12 protein-coding genes are annotated in these 16,446 nt (G+C 43.3%); 10 read left to right on the top strand and 2 right to left on the bottom strand.

All coding sequences use genetic code 11. The features are described 5' to 3' along the window. The first annotated feature begins 172 nt into the window (after positions 1-172). Positions 173-1,276: a metallophosphoesterase gene (locus C161_RS22310; RefSeq protein ID WP_036672840.1), complete on the top strand. Its 1,104-nt coding sequence runs from the start codon at positions 173-175 to the stop codon at positions 1,274-1,276. Between the two features lie 170 nt (positions 1,277-1,446). Here C161_RS22310 and C161_RS22305 read toward each other — a convergent pair whose 3' ends face one another. After that, the gene (locus tag C161_RS22305) at positions 1,447-2,469 is read right to left on the bottom strand and encodes a hypothetical protein (RefSeq protein WP_036672839.1); all 1,023 of its coding nucleotides are present in this window, start codon (positions 2,467-2,469) and stop codon (positions 1,447-1,449) included. A gap of 277 nt (positions 2,470-2,746) precedes the next feature. Here C161_RS22305 and licT point away from each other — a divergent pair, with 277 nt between their 5' ends. From licT to C161_RS22285, 4 genes are all read left to right on the top strand, one after another. Beyond that, positions 2,747-3,601: a BglG family transcription antiterminator LicT gene (gene licT, locus C161_RS22300; RefSeq protein ID WP_036613466.1), complete on the top strand. Its 855-nt coding sequence runs from the start codon at positions 2,747-2,749 to the stop codon at positions 3,599-3,601. A 132-nt stretch (positions 3,602-3,733) separates the two neighbouring features. Beyond that, a complete protein-coding gene (locus C161_RS22295; protein WP_036672838.1) occupies positions 3,734-5,653 on the top strand; it encodes a beta-glucoside-specific PTS transporter subunit IIABC in 1,920 nt (639 codons plus the stop codon). A gap of 49 nt (positions 5,654-5,702) precedes the next feature. Continuing rightward, entirely contained in the window at positions 5,703-7,166 is a 1,464-nt protein-coding gene (locus C161_RS22290) for a glycoside hydrolase family 1 protein (RefSeq protein WP_036672837.1), read from the top strand. Positions 7,167-7,334: 168 nt separating this feature from the next. Next, positions 7,335-7,901 (top strand): 5' nucleotidase, NT5C type, encoded by a 567-nt coding sequence (locus tag C161_RS22285; protein ID WP_036613472.1) that lies wholly within the window; start codon positions 7,335-7,337, stop codon positions 7,899-7,901. Positions 7,902-7,925: 24 nt separating this feature from the next. Here the strand turns inward: C161_RS22285 and C161_RS22280 are convergent, their stop codons facing one another. Beyond that, the gene (locus C161_RS22280; protein ID WP_051449882.1) at positions 7,926-8,795 is read right to left on the bottom strand and encodes an AraC family transcriptional regulator; all 870 of its coding nucleotides are present in this window, start codon (positions 8,793-8,795) and stop codon (positions 7,926-7,928) included. Positions 8,796-8,929: 134 nt separating this feature from the next. On the opposite strand from C161_RS22280, the gene C161_RS22275 reads away from it, so the two are divergent. From C161_RS22275 to C161_RS22255, 5 genes are all read left to right on the top strand, one after another. After that, positions 8,930-11,650 carry an alpha-L-rhamnosidase gene (locus tag C161_RS22275; RefSeq protein ID WP_036672836.1) on the top strand — a complete coding sequence of 907 codons (2,721 nt, stop codon included), beginning with the start codon at positions 8,930-8,932 and terminating at the stop codon, positions 11,648-11,650. A gap of 115 nt (positions 11,651-11,765) precedes the next feature. Beyond that, a complete protein-coding gene (locus C161_RS22270; RefSeq protein WP_051449881.1) occupies positions 11,766-12,248 on the top strand; it encodes a putative immunity protein in 483 nt (160 codons plus the stop codon). After that, positions 12,214-12,753: a GNAT family N-acetyltransferase gene (locus C161_RS22265; RefSeq protein ID WP_036672834.1), complete on the top strand. Its 540-nt coding sequence runs from the start codon at positions 12,214-12,216 to the stop codon at positions 12,751-12,753. Before C161_RS22270 ends, C161_RS22265 begins: the two co-directional genes overlap by 35 nt. A 71-nt stretch (positions 12,754-12,824) precedes the next feature. Next, positions 12,825-13,982, top strand: coding sequence for an acyltransferase (locus C161_RS22260; protein ID WP_156946150.1), 1,158 nt, complete (start codon positions 12,825-12,827; stop codon positions 13,980-13,982). 1,307 nt (positions 13,983-15,289) lie between these two features. Next, positions 15,290-16,237, top strand: coding sequence for a C39 family peptidase (locus C161_RS22255; RefSeq protein WP_036672831.1), 948 nt, complete (start codon positions 15,290-15,292; stop codon positions 16,235-16,237). The last annotated feature ends 209 nt before the right edge of the window (positions 16,238-16,446 follow it).

Genomic DNA, 16,446 nt, shown 5'->3' with positions numbered 1-16,446 from the left:
TTTCTCGTTAATGGTTCGAATTTGAATATCATCAAATTGTAATAAAATGTACGAATCTGGGTTTGGCAAACAGATGATCTGACCCTTCAACTACGTTATACTTGTTCAGACGGACCTGTGTCCGTAATGAAAATTCAGAATACAACTTATTGACGTGGAGGTTAGACCGGGCATGTTTGTATTAGCGGGTATATTGTTTTTGGTCGTATACGGTTTATTAGTGTTCTACATAGGTTGGAGCGGTTGGAGTTGGATGAAACCAGTTGTGTCCGCCAGATTTCGATGGTTTTATATTATAGCGCTTGTATTCCTTGCCGTTTCCTTCATTTTGGCACGGGTATTTGGAAGCATTTCGTTCCTTGGTATCATCGGTTCTTACTGGCTGGCAATCTTCTCGTTGTTATTGTTGATCCTGCCCGTCGTCCACCTCACGATGTGGTTGCTGAGATTAACCCGTATTCCAAGACATCACACACAGAAATGGGCGGGAGTTGTTACGCTGGTGCTGTTAGTGTCCACATTGGGTTACGGAATTTTCAACGCTTACAGCCCTGTAGTGAGAACATATAATATCCAGATTGATAAAAAAGTAGAAGGTGTAGACAAGCTCAACATTGTCATGGCTGCCGATATGCACTTCGGACTTCTATCTGGCCCTGCACATGCCAAACGCATGGTGGAGGAAATTAATGCACTGAAGCCGGATCTGGTGCTGTATCCTGGAGATATTATTGATGACAATCTGGATATGTACCTCAATAGCGGAATTGCCGATATTATCAGTGACATTCAGGCTCCATACGGCGTCTATGCTTCACTCGGGAATCACGATAAGTTCGATGGTCCGATTGAAGATCTGATTGCTGCGCTGGAGAAGAGCAATATGCAAGTTTTGTACGATGACAAGATCGTGCTGAATGACAAGATCACCCTCATTGGTCGGAAAGACCGAACAGAGAAGGATCGGGCAGAAGTAGCTACGTTAATGCAAGGTACTGACTTGAACCAACCGGTACTTATGATGGATCACCAGCCGTATGATCTGGATATTGCGGAGCAGAATAATGTAGATCTGGTCGTATCTGGTCACACCCATCGTGGTCAGATTGCACCGGCTCAGTTCATCACACAGGCCATTTATGAGAACGATTGGGGTTATCTGCAAAAGGGCTCTATGCACTCCATCGTAACCTCAGGATTTGGCTTCTGGGGACCACCAATTCGTACTAGCAGTCGTTCGGAGATTGTACAGATTAATGTGACGTTCCAGCAATGATGAAAGGCCCTTCGAAAGAAGGGCTGCCTAATAAGCACGTCAAGCGTAGATTGATGATACCGGCTCCGCTTTTATGATGACAAGATTAAATCTACTGTCGTCATAAAGCGGAGTATTTCTTATGCAATTTTAAATCGGCGCTTCAAGCCGCCTGTTTCTTATTATGTAAGTTAGTTTCTTACCCCTTTTGAAGGAATGGCTTCAAACGAATAAAATGCGCCTTTTGTATTGATTTTACCGATAAGCGTTGTGGCTCCTTTTTTCGTGAAGGTGTACTCGTTCTCTTGGATACGAACGGAATAACCTTTTAGCTCAATACCAAATATAGATCTGACTGTAGGTACAGCGATAGATAGTGCTTTGTTTTTGCTGAGCTTGGGCTTGGCAAAAGACTTTTTGAAATCAACATCATTTTTCCAGTTGATACCTAATTCGTTGGTGACTTTCCATACCTTTCCGGTCTTGCTGCCGATATGTACGTAATTTAGATTGTCGTCATCCCTATACTGCCATAACATATCTTTTCCTTCTACGGTAAATAAGGTGTAATCAAAAGCTTTTACTGAGGGTATTCCAAGTGTTTTGAGTGAATTTCGTGCTATGTTTGTCATCCAGGCATAGGAATCTTCGGTTTTATATTGCAGAATTGCCGACATTTGATTATCTTTGTCCACATCGATGTAAAGTTGTTGACTTGGTCCAAAGATGACCCAGTAGTTTTGGAGTAAATGTCCATGGTCCTGATCATTGGCTTTGAAACGCCAAAAACCACTTTTAATGAAGATATCTTCATCCTCAAATGTTTTTAAGAAGGCATCAAGCTTCAGGAGCAGCGCATTATCCATGACTTTATTGAGATCAGCGGTATCATACATGATAAGGGTGGACGCGACATGATTTGTATCAGGATCGTATCTTTGTGTGAAATCTGCAAATCCAGTTCCATCTATAGTTCCGTTAATGACCCACGGATCAAATGATGTGTCTATTTTGATGAATTGAATGTTCTGTTTCCCCACGAGTTTAACTAGTTCATCACTCAAAAGTTGTTGTGTCTTCCGATCCAGCTGGTCAGCGGACATGTAATTCTCTATTAACGAGAGTTCATTGGATTTTGCGGCCAAGGTGGGCGGCGCTGATAACAATAGCGAGATGGCAGCAATGACGGCGGTAAATGAAGTGATTTTTTTCAAAGTGAATCCTCCTGATTAGTTTGGGTCATATTATTAGATATCAAAGGGTATATCGCATTTCAACATAACATAACATAAAAGGTAAATGTTTCATATGATCTAAAAAAGTGGAATAGAGCGGTATTATTTTTGGGTTGACACCGTTTTCAGGTTATGATAAATTATATCCGAGGCTTGTTACCGGTAATGCGGGCAAAACCACTATGGAAATGATTTTATTATTTCTGTTTTGGTTTTGCCCTTTTTTATTCCTCAAAAAAAACCAGGTGGGTCCATAATGATTATTAAACAGATATTTAATAACAATATTGTCAGTACCGTGGATGACAAAAATCAGGAACTACTGATCCTCGGCCGGGGAATCGGATTTAAGTTCAAAGCAGGCGATGAGATTGATGAAGAGCGGATTGAGAAGGTATTTCGTCTTCAGGATGCATCGATTTATGAGAAATTCAAATCCATCGTAGCTGAAGTGCCGATTGAGATTCTGCAGGCAACAGATGATATTGTGACACTGGCACGAACGCAATTGAACAAAACCATCAGTGACGGGATCTATGTCTCGCTGTCTGATCACATTCACTTTGCTGTTCAACGCTTGGAAAAAGGAATGATTACTCGTAATCCACTTTCTTGGGAAGTTCAGCACTTCTATAAGGCGGAGTACGATGTGGCCAGAGAAGCACTGACCTTGCTGAAGGAAAGACTGGATATTGAGTTTCCCAAAGATGAAATCTGTAATATTGCCTTGCATTTCATCAATGCGGAAGTCAATGATTCCATGAACGATGTCACCCATCTGATGCAGCTGTTGCAGGAGATCATGAATATCATCAAATATCACTTCAACGTCGAATTGGATGAAGATAGCGTCAATTATTTCCGCTTCATCACCCATTTGAAATATTTCTGTCAGCGTGTCATTACCCATTCTTCACATGATGATGCTGAGGAGTATTTATATGAAGTGGTTCGGAAAAACTATCCGGAGACATTCAAATGTATTGGCAAGATCGAGACTTTTATCCATAAGAACTATCAGTATGACATGACTCACTCTGAGCAGTTATATCTAACGCTCCATCTGGAACGTTTGATGAAAACCAAGCGGGACGAAAAGTCCACGCAATAGAATCAAATTACAACTGGATATCCTATGGGCTTGTTACTGTTCAATCAGGCAATACCCGAATGAGATGGCGCCATCCATATGCGCTAGATTCGTTCGGGTATTTTTTATTGGAAAAATGAGGAGGAAAACATCATGAAACATCAGGAAACGGCGCAGGAAATCATTAAAGCCGTTGGGGGAACAAACAATATTAACTCCGTTTATCACTGCGTCACACGTTTGCGCTTTGATCTGAAAGACAACGAGAAAGTTGATAACGGCTCACTCAAGAAACTGGATAAGGTCATGGGAACGAATATTTCCGGCGACCAATTCCAAGTCATTATCGGTAATGATGTGGCAAAAGTGTTCGATGCCATGGTGAAGGAAAATCCGGCAATCCAGCAAACTACAGAAAATAAAGAACCAAAGTCGGATAAAAAACAAAATGTCGTGCTGAAAATTTTCGAAACAATTGCAGGTGTCTTTGCGCCGATGCTTCCAGCGATTACTGCGGCAGGTATGCTCAAGGGATTACTTGCACTATTCGTGTCCGTAGGTTGGATGTCTGCCGGAACGGATACGTATCGTATTCTTTCAGCCATCGGTGACGGCGTATTCCACTACCTGCCTTTACTGATTGCAGTTAGCGCTGCTCGTAAATTCGGCAGTAACCCGTTTGTTGCGATTGCACTAGGTACTGCACTCATGTATCCAGACATGACAGCATTGTTATCTAGCGGTGAATCGGTTGGATTTTTGGGAATCCCGGTTACAGCAGTAAGTTATGCTTCATCGGTTATCCCGATTCTTCTTGCAGTATGGTTGATGTCCTATGTTGAGAAATGGGTTGACCGCGTTATCCCTGCTGCACTCAAGCTGCTGCTTGTGCCGCTGATTACCTTACTTGTTATGGTGCCGGTAACGCTGATTGCGATCGGCCCATTGGGTACATTTGTAGGTAGTGGATTGTCTGGCGGCATCAACTGGCTGCTGAATGAAGGCGGATTGATTGCAGGTATTGTTCTTGGCGGCGCGATGGCGCTCATTATTATGACAGGAATGCACTATGCACTTGTGCCGATCATCCTGAGTAATATCGCTACACTGGGCTTTGATAAATTCTTACCATTAACCTTTATCTCCAATATGGGTCAGGCTGGTGCAACACTCGGCGTATTCTTCCGGGCAAAAGATAAAAAACTCAAAACCGTGGCATTGTCAACGAGTTTCACCGCACTCATGGGTGTAACGGAGCCAGCTATGTACGGGGTTAACATGAAGTATAAAAAACCATTTGCCGCAGCGATGATTGGTAGTGCAGTGGGTGGCGGATTCGCCCTTGCTTTTGGCGCGAAAGCGTATGTACTTGCGGGTAACGGTGGTCTGCCAGGACTTCCTTCCCTGATCGGACAAACCTTCTGGTATTCCTTTGGGGGTATGATTTTGGCCTTTATTGTGGGTGCAATCATGTCTACGATATTTGGTATCAAGGAAGAAGAGGGAGACGCAGAGGCGTTAGCTCAATTCTCACCGGGTGCTTCTACAGCTCCAGCGAAAGTAACTTCCAATGACGCTGCAACCGTAAATGTAGACGACATGGGTGATCCAACACCAACGAGTGATGCAGTAGCTGTTGCACCCATGACAGGTAAATCCATCCCGCTCAAAGAAGTCAACGATCCAACATTTGGTGATGAATTGATGGGTAAAGGTGTGGCATTTGTTCCAACGGTGGGCGAATTGGTATCTCCAGTGACAGGTACCATCATGAATGTGTTCAAAACAAAACATGCGATCGTTGTCCGCAGTGATAACGGAATGGAATTGCTGATTCATGTTGGAATTAACACGGTGAAGCTGCGTGGACAGTATTTTGATGCACATGTTGCTACAGGAGCACGTGTACAGGCTGGAGACAAATTACTCACGTTTGAACTGACCGAGATTACAAAAGAATACGACATCACAACCGCTATGGTTGTTACCAATACGGCTGATTACAAGCAGGTTCTACCTGTGAAATTGGGCGAAATCACGATGGGTGAAGACGTCTTGAAAGCTGAGATTTAAACTGTCCGTCTTAGGACTAACAATATCAACTAAAGAAGGAGAGATACGAATGATTAATCGACAAGGGTTTCCGGAAGGTTTTCTATGGGGCGGCGCTATTGCCGCTAACCAGGCCGAAGGTGGATTCGATGCTGGTGGCAAAGGATGGTCGACAGCCGACATGGTTCCTTATTTTGAGAAAAAGGACTACACCAACCTTAGAGAACTGATGCATGTTACCAGTGCAACGGTTGAGAAAGCAATGGCACATCACAGTGCAGAAGGTTATCCGAAGCGTTACGGGATTGATTTTTACCATCGTTTCAAAGAAGATATTGCGCTGTTCGCAGAGCTGGGCTTCAAGACATTCCGTCTGTCCATCAACTGGCCGCGTATTTTCCCAAATGGTTATGATGCCGAGCCAAATGAAGAGGGACTGCGTTTCTATGACGAAGTGTTCGATGAACTCCGGAAATACGATATCGAACCACTGGTAACCCTCTCGCATTACGAGATGCCTATGGCACTTGTTCTGAAATATAATGGCTGGGCTGGCCGCGAAGTGATTGGACATTTTGTAAGATATGCGGAAACCGTGATGACCCGATACAAGGACAAAGTCAAATACTGGTTGACGTTTAATGAGATTAACACAACCATAATTGAACCGTTCACAGGTGGCGGTATTATTGAAGACCGGGTTGAGAACACGATGCAGGCTTCTTATCAGGCACTTCATCATCAATTTGTAGCCAGCAGCCTGGTGACAGAGAAAGCACGTCAGATTAACCCGAACTTCCAGATCGGATGTATGCTTGCGCGTATGATTCATTACCCGGCGACATCGAAGCCAGAGGATGTGCTGCAAGCTCAGATCGATAATCAGCTGAACCTGCTGCATACGGATGTACAAGTTCGTGGTAGTTATCCAACGTTTATGGCTCGGTATTGGGCAGAGAACGGGATTACGATTGCCATGGAACCGGGAGATGAGCAGATCCTGCGTGACCACACGGTTGATTTCATCTCGTTCAGTTATTACACATCCTTGGTGTCCGCAGTGAACCCGGAGGAATATGGAGTAACTGGAGGTAACCTGTACAGTACAATTAAGAACCCGAATCTGGAGCGTACAGAGTGGGGCTGGCAGCTTGATCCGATCGGCCTGCGCGTTGCACTGAAAGAGCTGTATGACCGTTATCAACTGCCATTGTTTGTGGTAGAGAACGGCCTTGGTGCCAAAGATACGGTTGAAGCAGACGGTTCCATCAACGATGATTACCGGATTGATTATCTGAGAAAACATATTACACAAATGAAAGAAGCCGTTATGGATGGAGTGGACCTGATGGGATATACCAACTGGGGAGCGATTGATATCATCAGTGCATCCACTTCGGAAATGTCCAAGCGTTATGGCGTGATCTACGTGGATCAGGATGACAACGGACAAGGCACACTGAATCGGTATAAGAAAAAGAGCTTTGGCTGGTACCAAAAAGTCATTTCCTCGAATGGCGAGAACTTGGAATAGATTAATCTATATAGGCACCCCGGGCGTAGCTGGTATTACGGCGCCGGGGCGCCTTTTTAATATAATCAGGTAGAATTCTCATCAACGTTATTGGCATTTCAAGGTAAAAAAGATGACTACATAACATTCTGGATGGTATACTGTGTTCGTATTGGGGGAGGGATAACCATGAAGAAGCCTATTATTGCTGTAGATATGGATGACACGATATGTCATCTGGTCAAGCGGGCTATATATCACAACAACCTCAACTTCCCGACCCATCCGTTGCGCTACGAGGATATGATTCATTGGGATACATCCCATTTGCGTCATCCAGAGAGCACGCATGATGTATTTTATGGTCGGCCGGGTCTGTTCGAGGAATTGGAGTTATACGACGAATATGTTGTAGATGAGATGCGAAAGCTGAACGATGCTTATGATGTTATTGTTGTGACGGCAGCAGAACCAAGAACAGTCGTTGAGAAGTGGAACTGGCTTCAGCAACATATGCCTTTTATAACCGCAGAACAGTTTATTACATGCAAAAGAAAAAACTTGCTCGGTTTCGATCTGCTCATTGATGATGGAGCACATAACCTGATCCCCGCGCATGAAGACGGCAAAAAGGTCATCTGTATTCCACATCCGTGGAATATACAGGAGCGTGAGCGATACAACTTTCCGTTGATGTCTTCATGGAAAGAGGCCAAGGCATACATAGATGAAGTGTTACAAGTTGTTGGTGTCTGAAAGTAAATCTTATTGTCCAGAGTGCTATGCTCTGGATTTTTTGCGATAGGCGAGAGGTGTTTCGCCTGTTATTTTTTTGAATGCAGCATAGAATGAATCCATATCCCGATATCCAACCAGCTCTGCAATCAGGCTGACTTTGTGCTGTGAACTCTTTAGAAGTTCGCAGCTTTTTTGTATACGGAGGTGTTGAAGGTGGCCGCTAAAGGTCTGTCCGGTATGTCTCAGAAACATTCGCCCAATTTGCTTTTCACTCCAGCCCGATACATGTACCAGATCAGACATTCGAATACGATTGCTTACGTGTTCCTTGATATAGTGAAGGATGTAATCAAAACCGGTGGAGTGATGCTCTTCATCATAATCCTTTTGATAAAGTTGTCTGTAGGTCATCAATACCAACTGGCTTACCAAGGTGTATAACATGGTAGACGAACCGATCCCCTGAACAGAGGATTCACGATATAGCTTCACCATTAGTTCTTCAATCCGATCGTTGTGATCCACAACGGATATATAAGGAACCTGATTTTGTTCCAGATCCATCAGATGTTGAATGATTTCTTTTTCCTGAATGATTGCTGTCAGCGTGTGGATCAATTCAGCATTAAATAAGCAATTATATATAATTAACGGATGCTCGGTTACGTTGGTGCTGACAGGACGAAAGACATGAGGAACGCCGACAGGAATGACAAACAGCATCCCCTTTGTCACCGGAATGACATCTTCACCGATATGATGAAAGCCCTTTCCTTCGGCAACGTAGCTATATTCAATAAAATCATGTGCGTGAAAAGGAAGCACAAAATCTTCAGAGCAACGATTGACAAAAAGTTGCAGATGATTATGCAGAAAGTATTCACTTTTCATGAGTTGTACAGATGAATTCACAAGCAACCTCCTCGCACAGATGGCTGAATCACCGGATGAAATAGTCCTGATTACCGGGTATTTAGAGCAGCAGGATCGATATAATTATATCGTAACCCCGAATGGGAAGCCAAGATGGAAAGGACGATCTGCTAATGTTCAACGTTAGTCACCTTCGCTGTGAGTATAGAATTAACCCGATAGGCCTTGATGTCAAATCACCGAGATTAAGCTGGCAGTTACAGTCTGATCGTCGAAACTGCATGCAATCCGCATACCAGATCCAGCTGTCCCTGTCAGAAGATTTTGATGAGATTGAATGGGATTCTGGCAAAATAAGCACGGATCAATCCATACATGTGGAGTTAGACCAGTTTCAGCCTTCCCCGCAAACGCGTTACTACTACCGAATTCAGGCATGGGATGATGCAGGAAGTGATTCGGGCTGGTCCGAAACGGCTTATTTCGAGATGGGACTTATGGATAGTCATAACAAGTGGCAAGCAGAATGGATCACAGCTCAACCATCAGATGATGGAGATACGTCATGCCCGCGTATGCGCAAGCAGTTTAATGTGAAACAACCTGTTACTTCTGCCAGAATATATGTGACAGCACTTGGATTATACGAGTTGCATATGAACAACACAAGAGTAGGAGAAGATTATTTTACACCTGGTTGGACCTCTTATCGTAAGCGATTACAATATCAAACCTATGATGTAACTCATCTACTTCAGGATGGGCAGAACATATTAGGCGCTTATCTGGGTGATGGCTGGTACCGAGGGTATCTCGGCTGGAACAAAGAACGGGAGATATTTGGTTCGACTTCCGCATTGCTGCTGGAATTGCATATGAAATACGCAGATGGATCAGAGGAATGTATTTTATCCAACGGGGATTGGACGGCTGCTCCAAGTGCCATTCGTATGTCGGACATCTATATGGGGGAGACGTATGATGCACGAATGGAGTCCGATTGGTCGGATTCATCTCAGATGAATTGGTCACCCGTGAACGTATTGGAGCATCCCAAAGATATCATAGTTGCGCAGGAGAATGTACCCGTCACCCAAGTAGAACAGCTACAGCCAATCGCTTTGTTAACAACCCGACAGGGAGATCGTGTAATAGATATGGGGCAGAATATGGTGGGATGGGTGAGATTCAGCATTCAAGGTGAGGCGGGTCAGACGGTTGAGCTGCACCATGCTGAGATATTGGATCATCAAGGCAACTTCTACACCGATAATCTTCGTGCCGCCAAGCAGTGTATTCGCTACACGTGCAAGGGGGATGGCGTGGAAACATTTGAGCCTCATTTTACGTTCCAAGGGTTTCGCTATGTGAAGCTGGTTGGCTTCCCGGAACACGTTTGTCTGGATGAATTCACCGGAATCGTACTGCACTCAAATCTGGAGCAAACAGGTCAGTTCTCGTGCTCCAGTCCACTGGTGAACCAACTGCATCACAATATATTGTGGGGGCAAAAGGGGAATTTCCTGGATGTGCCGACAGACTGTCCACAGAGGGATGAACGGCTCGGATGGACCGGGGATGCACAGATGTTTGTCCGCACGTCCTCCTACCTGATGAATACGGCTCCCTTCTTCACCAAATGGCTGCGGGATCTGGAAGCGGATCAGGGAGAAGATGGCGGTATTCCATTCTTTGTTCCGGATCTGAGAAGTTCCACCTCAGAAGGGTGGGGAGACACCAGTCATTCCTCCGCCGCTTGGGGGGATGCTGCAGTCATCTGTCCTTGGACCATCTATGAGATGTATGGGGATGTCAGGTTATTGGACGAACAATATGAGAGTATGAAGCGGTGGGTTGAATACATTCACGTGCAGGGTGACAATCCGTACCTGTGGAACACGGGATTCCACTTTGGCGATTGGCTGGGACTGGACTCCAAGCCTGATAGTTATGTTGGCGCAACGGACACGGATTATGTGGCAACAGCATTCTATGCCTATTCGGTGTCGTTAACTCAAAAAGCAGCTGAGGTACTTGGAAAAACAGATGATGCTGAATATTTCAAGGAGTTGCACACTAACATTGTTCATGCGTTTAGAAATGAATTCGTGACTCCAGCTGGGAAAATTGCTGTTCCAACGCAAACAGCGCATGTTCTTGCGCTTCAATTTGACCTGCTGGACGCCACTGCTCGAACTCGTGCTGTTGGACAATTGGCAAAACTCGTGAAAGAGGCGGGCAATCATCTTACTACAGGTTTCGTGGGCACACCTTATCTAAATCCGGTATTGAGTGATGCAGGTCTTCACGACCTGGCATATACATTACTTTTTCAAGAGGATTATCCGTCCTGGCTATATCAGGTGACTCAAGGCGCAACGACCGTCTGGGAACATTGGGATGGGATCAAAGAGGATGGAAGTCTCTGGAGTGCTGATATGAACTCATTTAACCACTATGCGTACGGAGCGATTGGAGAATGGTTGTATTGTTATGTTGCTGGCATTCGGTCCGATGAACATCAGCCAGGATTCCGAATGGTGCATATCGAGCCGCAACCCGGACCTGGACTGGATTGGGTGGAAGCGAGTCTGGAGACGATGTATGGTCAAGTTGCTTCAAGCTGGCGCTGGCTGGCGGAGGGTGAAATGGAGATTCGGGTGCATATTCCCGCCAATACGAGAGGTACGGTACGTCTTCCTGGAGCAGGTGCACTAATCGTTCTGGAACAAGGGAAACCGTTGGATCAGGTGAGTGAAGTTCAGGTTATTCGCAGTATTGGAGACGATGTTGAAGTCACACTTGGATCTGGGAGTTACCAATTTACGTACAAAGACACGAATGCGAAGAAGGATCGGGATGTTCAAAAGTCTGCATTGACAGAGTCCGTATAATGATAGAATAAGCGTGAAGACGTACACTTGAAGAGGATCTGCACACACGCAGGTCCTTTTTCGAACTTGTCTGAGAGTGAATTTGTAGTATTTGAACAATGAAAGGAGCATGATTATGGCAAAACCTGCATTCAAAGATGCACCTTTACGTAGTGAAATAGAGGATTTGGCTAAGCAACAGGATCACCATACATTGGCCTGTTGGGCTGCGGAGTGTGCGGCACGTGTCTTGTATATATTTGAGAAGAAGACGGAGGATCTACGCGCACGTGATGCCATTGATGCAGGAAGAGGTTGGATCCGTGGAGAGATTACCATGGTTGATGCTCGAAAGGCGGCTTTTGCAGCTCATGCTGCTGCACGGGAAGCCGATCATGTCGCTGCCTCTGCTGCATCTCGTGCGGCGGGACACGCAGCTGCAACGGCCCATGTGAAAGGCCATGCGGTTCATGCCGCAACGTATGCAGTGAAAGCTATCTTTTATGACTGTTTGATGGAAGAGCAAGAACGTCGTGTCCTGGAAGAGAGAACGTGGCAGTATCAATATCTGTTGGGAGGATGTAATGATCATGGGGAAAGAACACGTGAGATTAATTAAACCATCACTATCGTACAAGGAAGCATATTTGGCATTTTATGAAGACTGGGTCAGAAGTGGAGAATTGATGGTACCTTGGGTCATTTCCAAGGATCCTTATGCGTTCGATGAGATGTTGGCGTTTTTGCAGCGTAATGAACAAGGGATTGACATCCCGGAGGGCTGGGTCAAAGACAGTACATACTGGCTGGTCACGGAGAGTCAACAAATCGTGGGTGCTGTGAATATAAGGCATGAGCTTAACGATAAATTGTTCAACAGTGGAGGGCATATTGGATATGGTATTCGTCCAGGAGAGCGGCAAAGTGGCTATGGTTCCGAAATTCTCAGGCTGTCTTTGGAGAAAACGAAAGAGCTTGGAATCTCCAAAGTATTGGTCGTATGCGATGCGATTAATGAGCCTTCCAGAAGGGTTATCCTTCGTAATGGTGGCATCAAGGATGTAGACTATGTAGAATCCAATGGCAACGTTGTTGAACGATTCTGGATAGAAAATGTCGAATAATGCAGAATAATGATGTAATTTAACGAAAATAATATGGATTATGATTGTATTACCCTCGCGTGCTGATTAAAATGAAGCATAGAATCTGGATTGCGGCCGGAAACTATCATCCCATATCAGGCACAAGTGAGGTTATCTTTATGAATCAACCGGTTAATCGGCCCCGGCGAATTGAGTATCTGGATCTCTATCGTGCTTTTGCCATCATGGCAGTGGTAGCTATTCATGCAACTTCAACAGCAGTTGCGCATTACCCCAAGCATACATTAGATCATGATGTGTATTACTTCTGGAACACGTTTTTGCAATTTGCCGTTCCAGCGTTTCTGTTCCTGTCATCCCTGGTCTTGTTCTACAACTACAGCTCCAAGGTGAATGAGAAGGGTTGGATGCTCGCTTTTTATAAAAAGCGTTTATTTAATGTATTTGTACCTTATTTGGTGTGGTCCCTTATCTACTTTGCCATTAAACAGCTGCTTGCAGGCAAAGAACCTTTGACCCATGGTGTTCAATTTGCCAAACAATTAGTGATGGGAACCGCTCATACGCACTTGTACTTTTTTTTGATTATTCTTCAATTCTATATCGTTTTTCCATGGCTTCTGTCCCTTACACGCCACCGTTTGTTTAATCGGTATTTGCCATTATTCTTTATTGCGGGCCAAGCGATCTTCTATGCTCTACATTTGCAGTTTCACTTCGAACGGACAGGAAGTTTGTTACCCAGTTATCTGATCGTGATTGGATTTGGCGCATGGGTTGGGTTGAACTTTGAGTGGGCATTGAACAAACTGTATACTCACCGTTATGTGCTCATAGCTGCGTTGTTAGGTGGAGGTGCCATTTTTATATATGGTAATGCTTTTATCAAAACCGCTTTTGCTGCATACCCGGTTATTACTTATACCGTGCTGTTCCTGTTCCGTAATCTGTTTACCTTGTCAGCCTGCCTGCTCCTACTGATCTTTAGTGAACGAATCGGCACAGGAAAACATACCGAGTTTCGGAAAGCTACGCGTGTTCTGGACTCCTTGGGTACAGTTGCGTTCGGTGTGTTTTTAATGCATCCACTCGTACTGCTCTTCTGGAGACGTGAATTCACAGATGAACTGGCTCGGCACTTCAGCGTGGGCATCATACTATCTTATATTGTGGCGCTCCTGATCTCATGGATCTGTGCGATGGGTTTGCGCCGGATGAAGTGGGGATGGGTACTGATTGGACGTTAAGTTAAAATAAACATATGTAATTTAAGATAAGAGTTTTCAAGCCCTCAATCTGGTACCCATACACTAAACACATCTTTTTGAATGTGTTCAGTGTATGGGTGCCTTTGTGTATATGGAATGAACAGAGGGGCGAGATATGAGTAAAAACACTTTAATTAAGTTGACAAAGAACAGTTATCTAGCAATCCGCATGTCTCACGAGTCAATGAAAAATCATACGTAGATGAATTCAAGTGTTTGTTCATGATAAATACTTGTTAGGAAAAGCACCCAGATAGCTCTTCGAATAAAGTGGGTTTGTTGTCGAGCTCCCTAGGAAAGTGAATCGAACAGTGCGCATATTGATGGAAGAAAACTTATGAGAAAATGAAATTATTGGGCTTGCGGACTCTTGTAAAGAATCCGTGCTGTGCCCTTCAAAACGAGATTTGTCCCTTTCAGGAGACTTTTCAACAAAGCTCCGGGTGAACGGAGCGGTATTCACTGAACGTTTCCGTAGCAATTGAATACCTTCAGTTTCCTCCTAAACGATCTATCACTGGAACTCTGGACGCAAAGGTCCTCCGAAACAAATTAAATCTTCAGAAACCCGTAGAACCTCAAGCTGATGCCCCAAATAGTTTTTTTCGTGAACCAATTGAGAACTGGAAAACTGAATACATTCGTTTCAGGTTGTGGGAAAAGTACATGCAGAGTATTGAGATTGAGTGAACACGAAGCAAGCCTCTATATCGCCATTCTAATACCTGCCTTAACGTAATATCGATAGTTATTGCGCTCGGTGTAGCCTTCTGAAAGTACCCCAGTGTGAGTATACTTGGTTTTGCCGACGTATACCTTCCATTTACATATTGTATACATTTTATCTCCGCCACCTTTTCAGTTCCAATATAAACTTGAAAATCTTGCTTGTAGTTAGTATATTTATGAAAAAATATTACTAAATTAGGATTTTTAATAATTATTTTTCATAATTAGATTAAAATCACTCCCGCTTACAAGATCTAGACGATTAGAAGTATTCCATTCTATACCTTGCTGATTGAAAGAGTCTTTGGATTCATGCAAAATGCTCTAATGTAAAAATCGTTATTTTTTCACACTGCAAGGTCAACTTATCTTTCTCTCATATCATAGTTAGAAGAAGACCAGCAGCTAACTATTGAAATGTCATAATTACTGAAAATCGGACGGGAGTACTTTTACTCTGGGAGTTTGTTCTCCTCTCAACTTTGATTTAAAGCTGGATAAGATATTAAACATTGGAATAATTGAATTTCTTAATTAGAAAATGAAGGAGAGCTTTTATGATAACTGTGATCCCTTGCGGTGATGAAAAAATGACCTGTCTGGAAGCGGAAGTAAGCTCGGTTGTAAGATGGATGAAACGTTCGCATGAAATGATGTTTCTTGATTCTTGGGGAATTGAATATGAAAATATGAATGGGATGCGGATTGGAGAGAAACTTTCTTTAGGGAAAAGACAAAAAAGATTCACTTATTTAGAACAATTCCATGGAATCAAACTCACATACATTGAGAGCGCCTCATCTGATGAGATAAAGGAATTAGTTAGTAATGGCTCTCCTGTTACTGTTTATGGGAATATGTATTGGATTCCATGGGAACGTCCTTATTATTTACAGCGGAATGCACCAGGCCATTCATTTACCGTTTTAGGTTTTGTCACGCAAGAAAATTCATTCGTATGTATGGACTGCAACTTCTCTAACAGTTATCAAAAGATAGGTAGAGAAGATTTTGACCAATGTGTTCAAAGTTATTTAAAGTATTCTGTTGTTCATGAAGAAATGAATAATTCAGATTGGACAATGGACGTAGCCTGTCATTTCCAACATCTGAAGGAAAAATGTATCCTTGATCGAATAGACTGGTTTTGTGAGGATATTAACGACAACTTGGATTTGAAAAATGAATTCGAGGGATTCGAGGTCACTAATTGTCCTATATTTGTTAGACTAACCAAAGTTGCAAATGGAAGATTTCTTTTCTCCAGAGCACTCAAATTCATCAGTGGCAATGAGCAAGGTCGGATTTTAGTTGCATATGCCTCTATGTTTAACGAATTAGCAAATGCTTGGTTGATTTTGAGAGGCAACCTCTATAGAAGTTACCGTGATAAGACTCATACAGATATAGTAAAAAGAACTACCATAGAGAAAATTAAAAGTATATCCCAATTTGAGAAAAGATTGCTAGAAAGACTTCTTATTGAAACGAGTCATTGGAAGTAGTACAAACTCAATTGTCAAATAATTCCATAATTATCCAGTTATTATTAAGTTCAAATGTTCGAGTCTACCTACACAAATGAGAATCTTAATTTTTTTTATTTTGGTGATAAACAATACCTCGATATCTTATTGTGTATTTCTACAGATTATGACTAATTTCACATTTATGTATAATATTGTTGATTATAGTCATAAAATCAACTAAAATT

Origin of the sequence: Paenibacillus sp. FSL R5-192, assembly GCF_000517845.1 — a bacterium.
Lineage (GTDB): Bacteria > Bacillota > Bacilli > Paenibacillales > Paenibacillaceae > Paenibacillus > Paenibacillus amylolyticus.
The sequence above is the reverse complement of the archived record's forward strand: the minus strand, read 5'-3'. Positions and strand labels throughout refer to the sequence as shown.

Bases quoted from the DNA above. Each gene is read 5' to 3' on its own strand.
- licT (WP_036613466.1), top strand. From the start codon at position 2,747: ATGATTATTAAACAGATATTTAATAACAATATTGTCAGTACCGTGGAT.
- C161_RS22260 (WP_156946150.1), top strand. From the start codon at position 12,825: ATGAAGCATAGAATCTGGATTGCGGCCGGAAACTATCATCCCATATCA.
- C161_RS22265 (WP_036672834.1), top strand. From the start codon at position 12,214: ATGATCATGGGGAAAGAACACGTGAGATTAATTAAACCATCACTATCG.
- C161_RS22255 (WP_036672831.1), top strand. From the start codon at position 15,290: ATGATAACTGTGATCCCTTGCGGTGATGAAAAAATGACCTGTCTGGAA.
- C161_RS22310 (WP_036672840.1), top strand. From the start codon at position 173: ATGTTTGTATTAGCGGGTATATTGTTTTTGGTCGTATACGGTTTATTA.
- C161_RS22285 (WP_036613472.1), top strand. From the start codon at position 7,335: ATGAAGAAGCCTATTATTGCTGTAGATATGGATGACACGATATGTCAT.
- C161_RS22270 (WP_051449881.1), top strand. From the start codon at position 11,766: ATGGCAAAACCTGCATTCAAAGATGCACCTTTACGTAGTGAAATAGAG.
- C161_RS22295 (WP_036672838.1), top strand. From the start codon at position 3,734: ATGAAACATCAGGAAACGGCGCAGGAAATCATTAAAGCCGTTGGGGGA.
- C161_RS22275 (WP_036672836.1), top strand. From the start codon at position 8,930: ATGTTCAACGTTAGTCACCTTCGCTGTGAGTATAGAATTAACCCGATA.
- C161_RS22290 (WP_036672837.1), top strand. From the start codon at position 5,703: ATGATTAATCGACAAGGGTTTCCGGAAGGTTTTCTATGGGGCGGCGCT.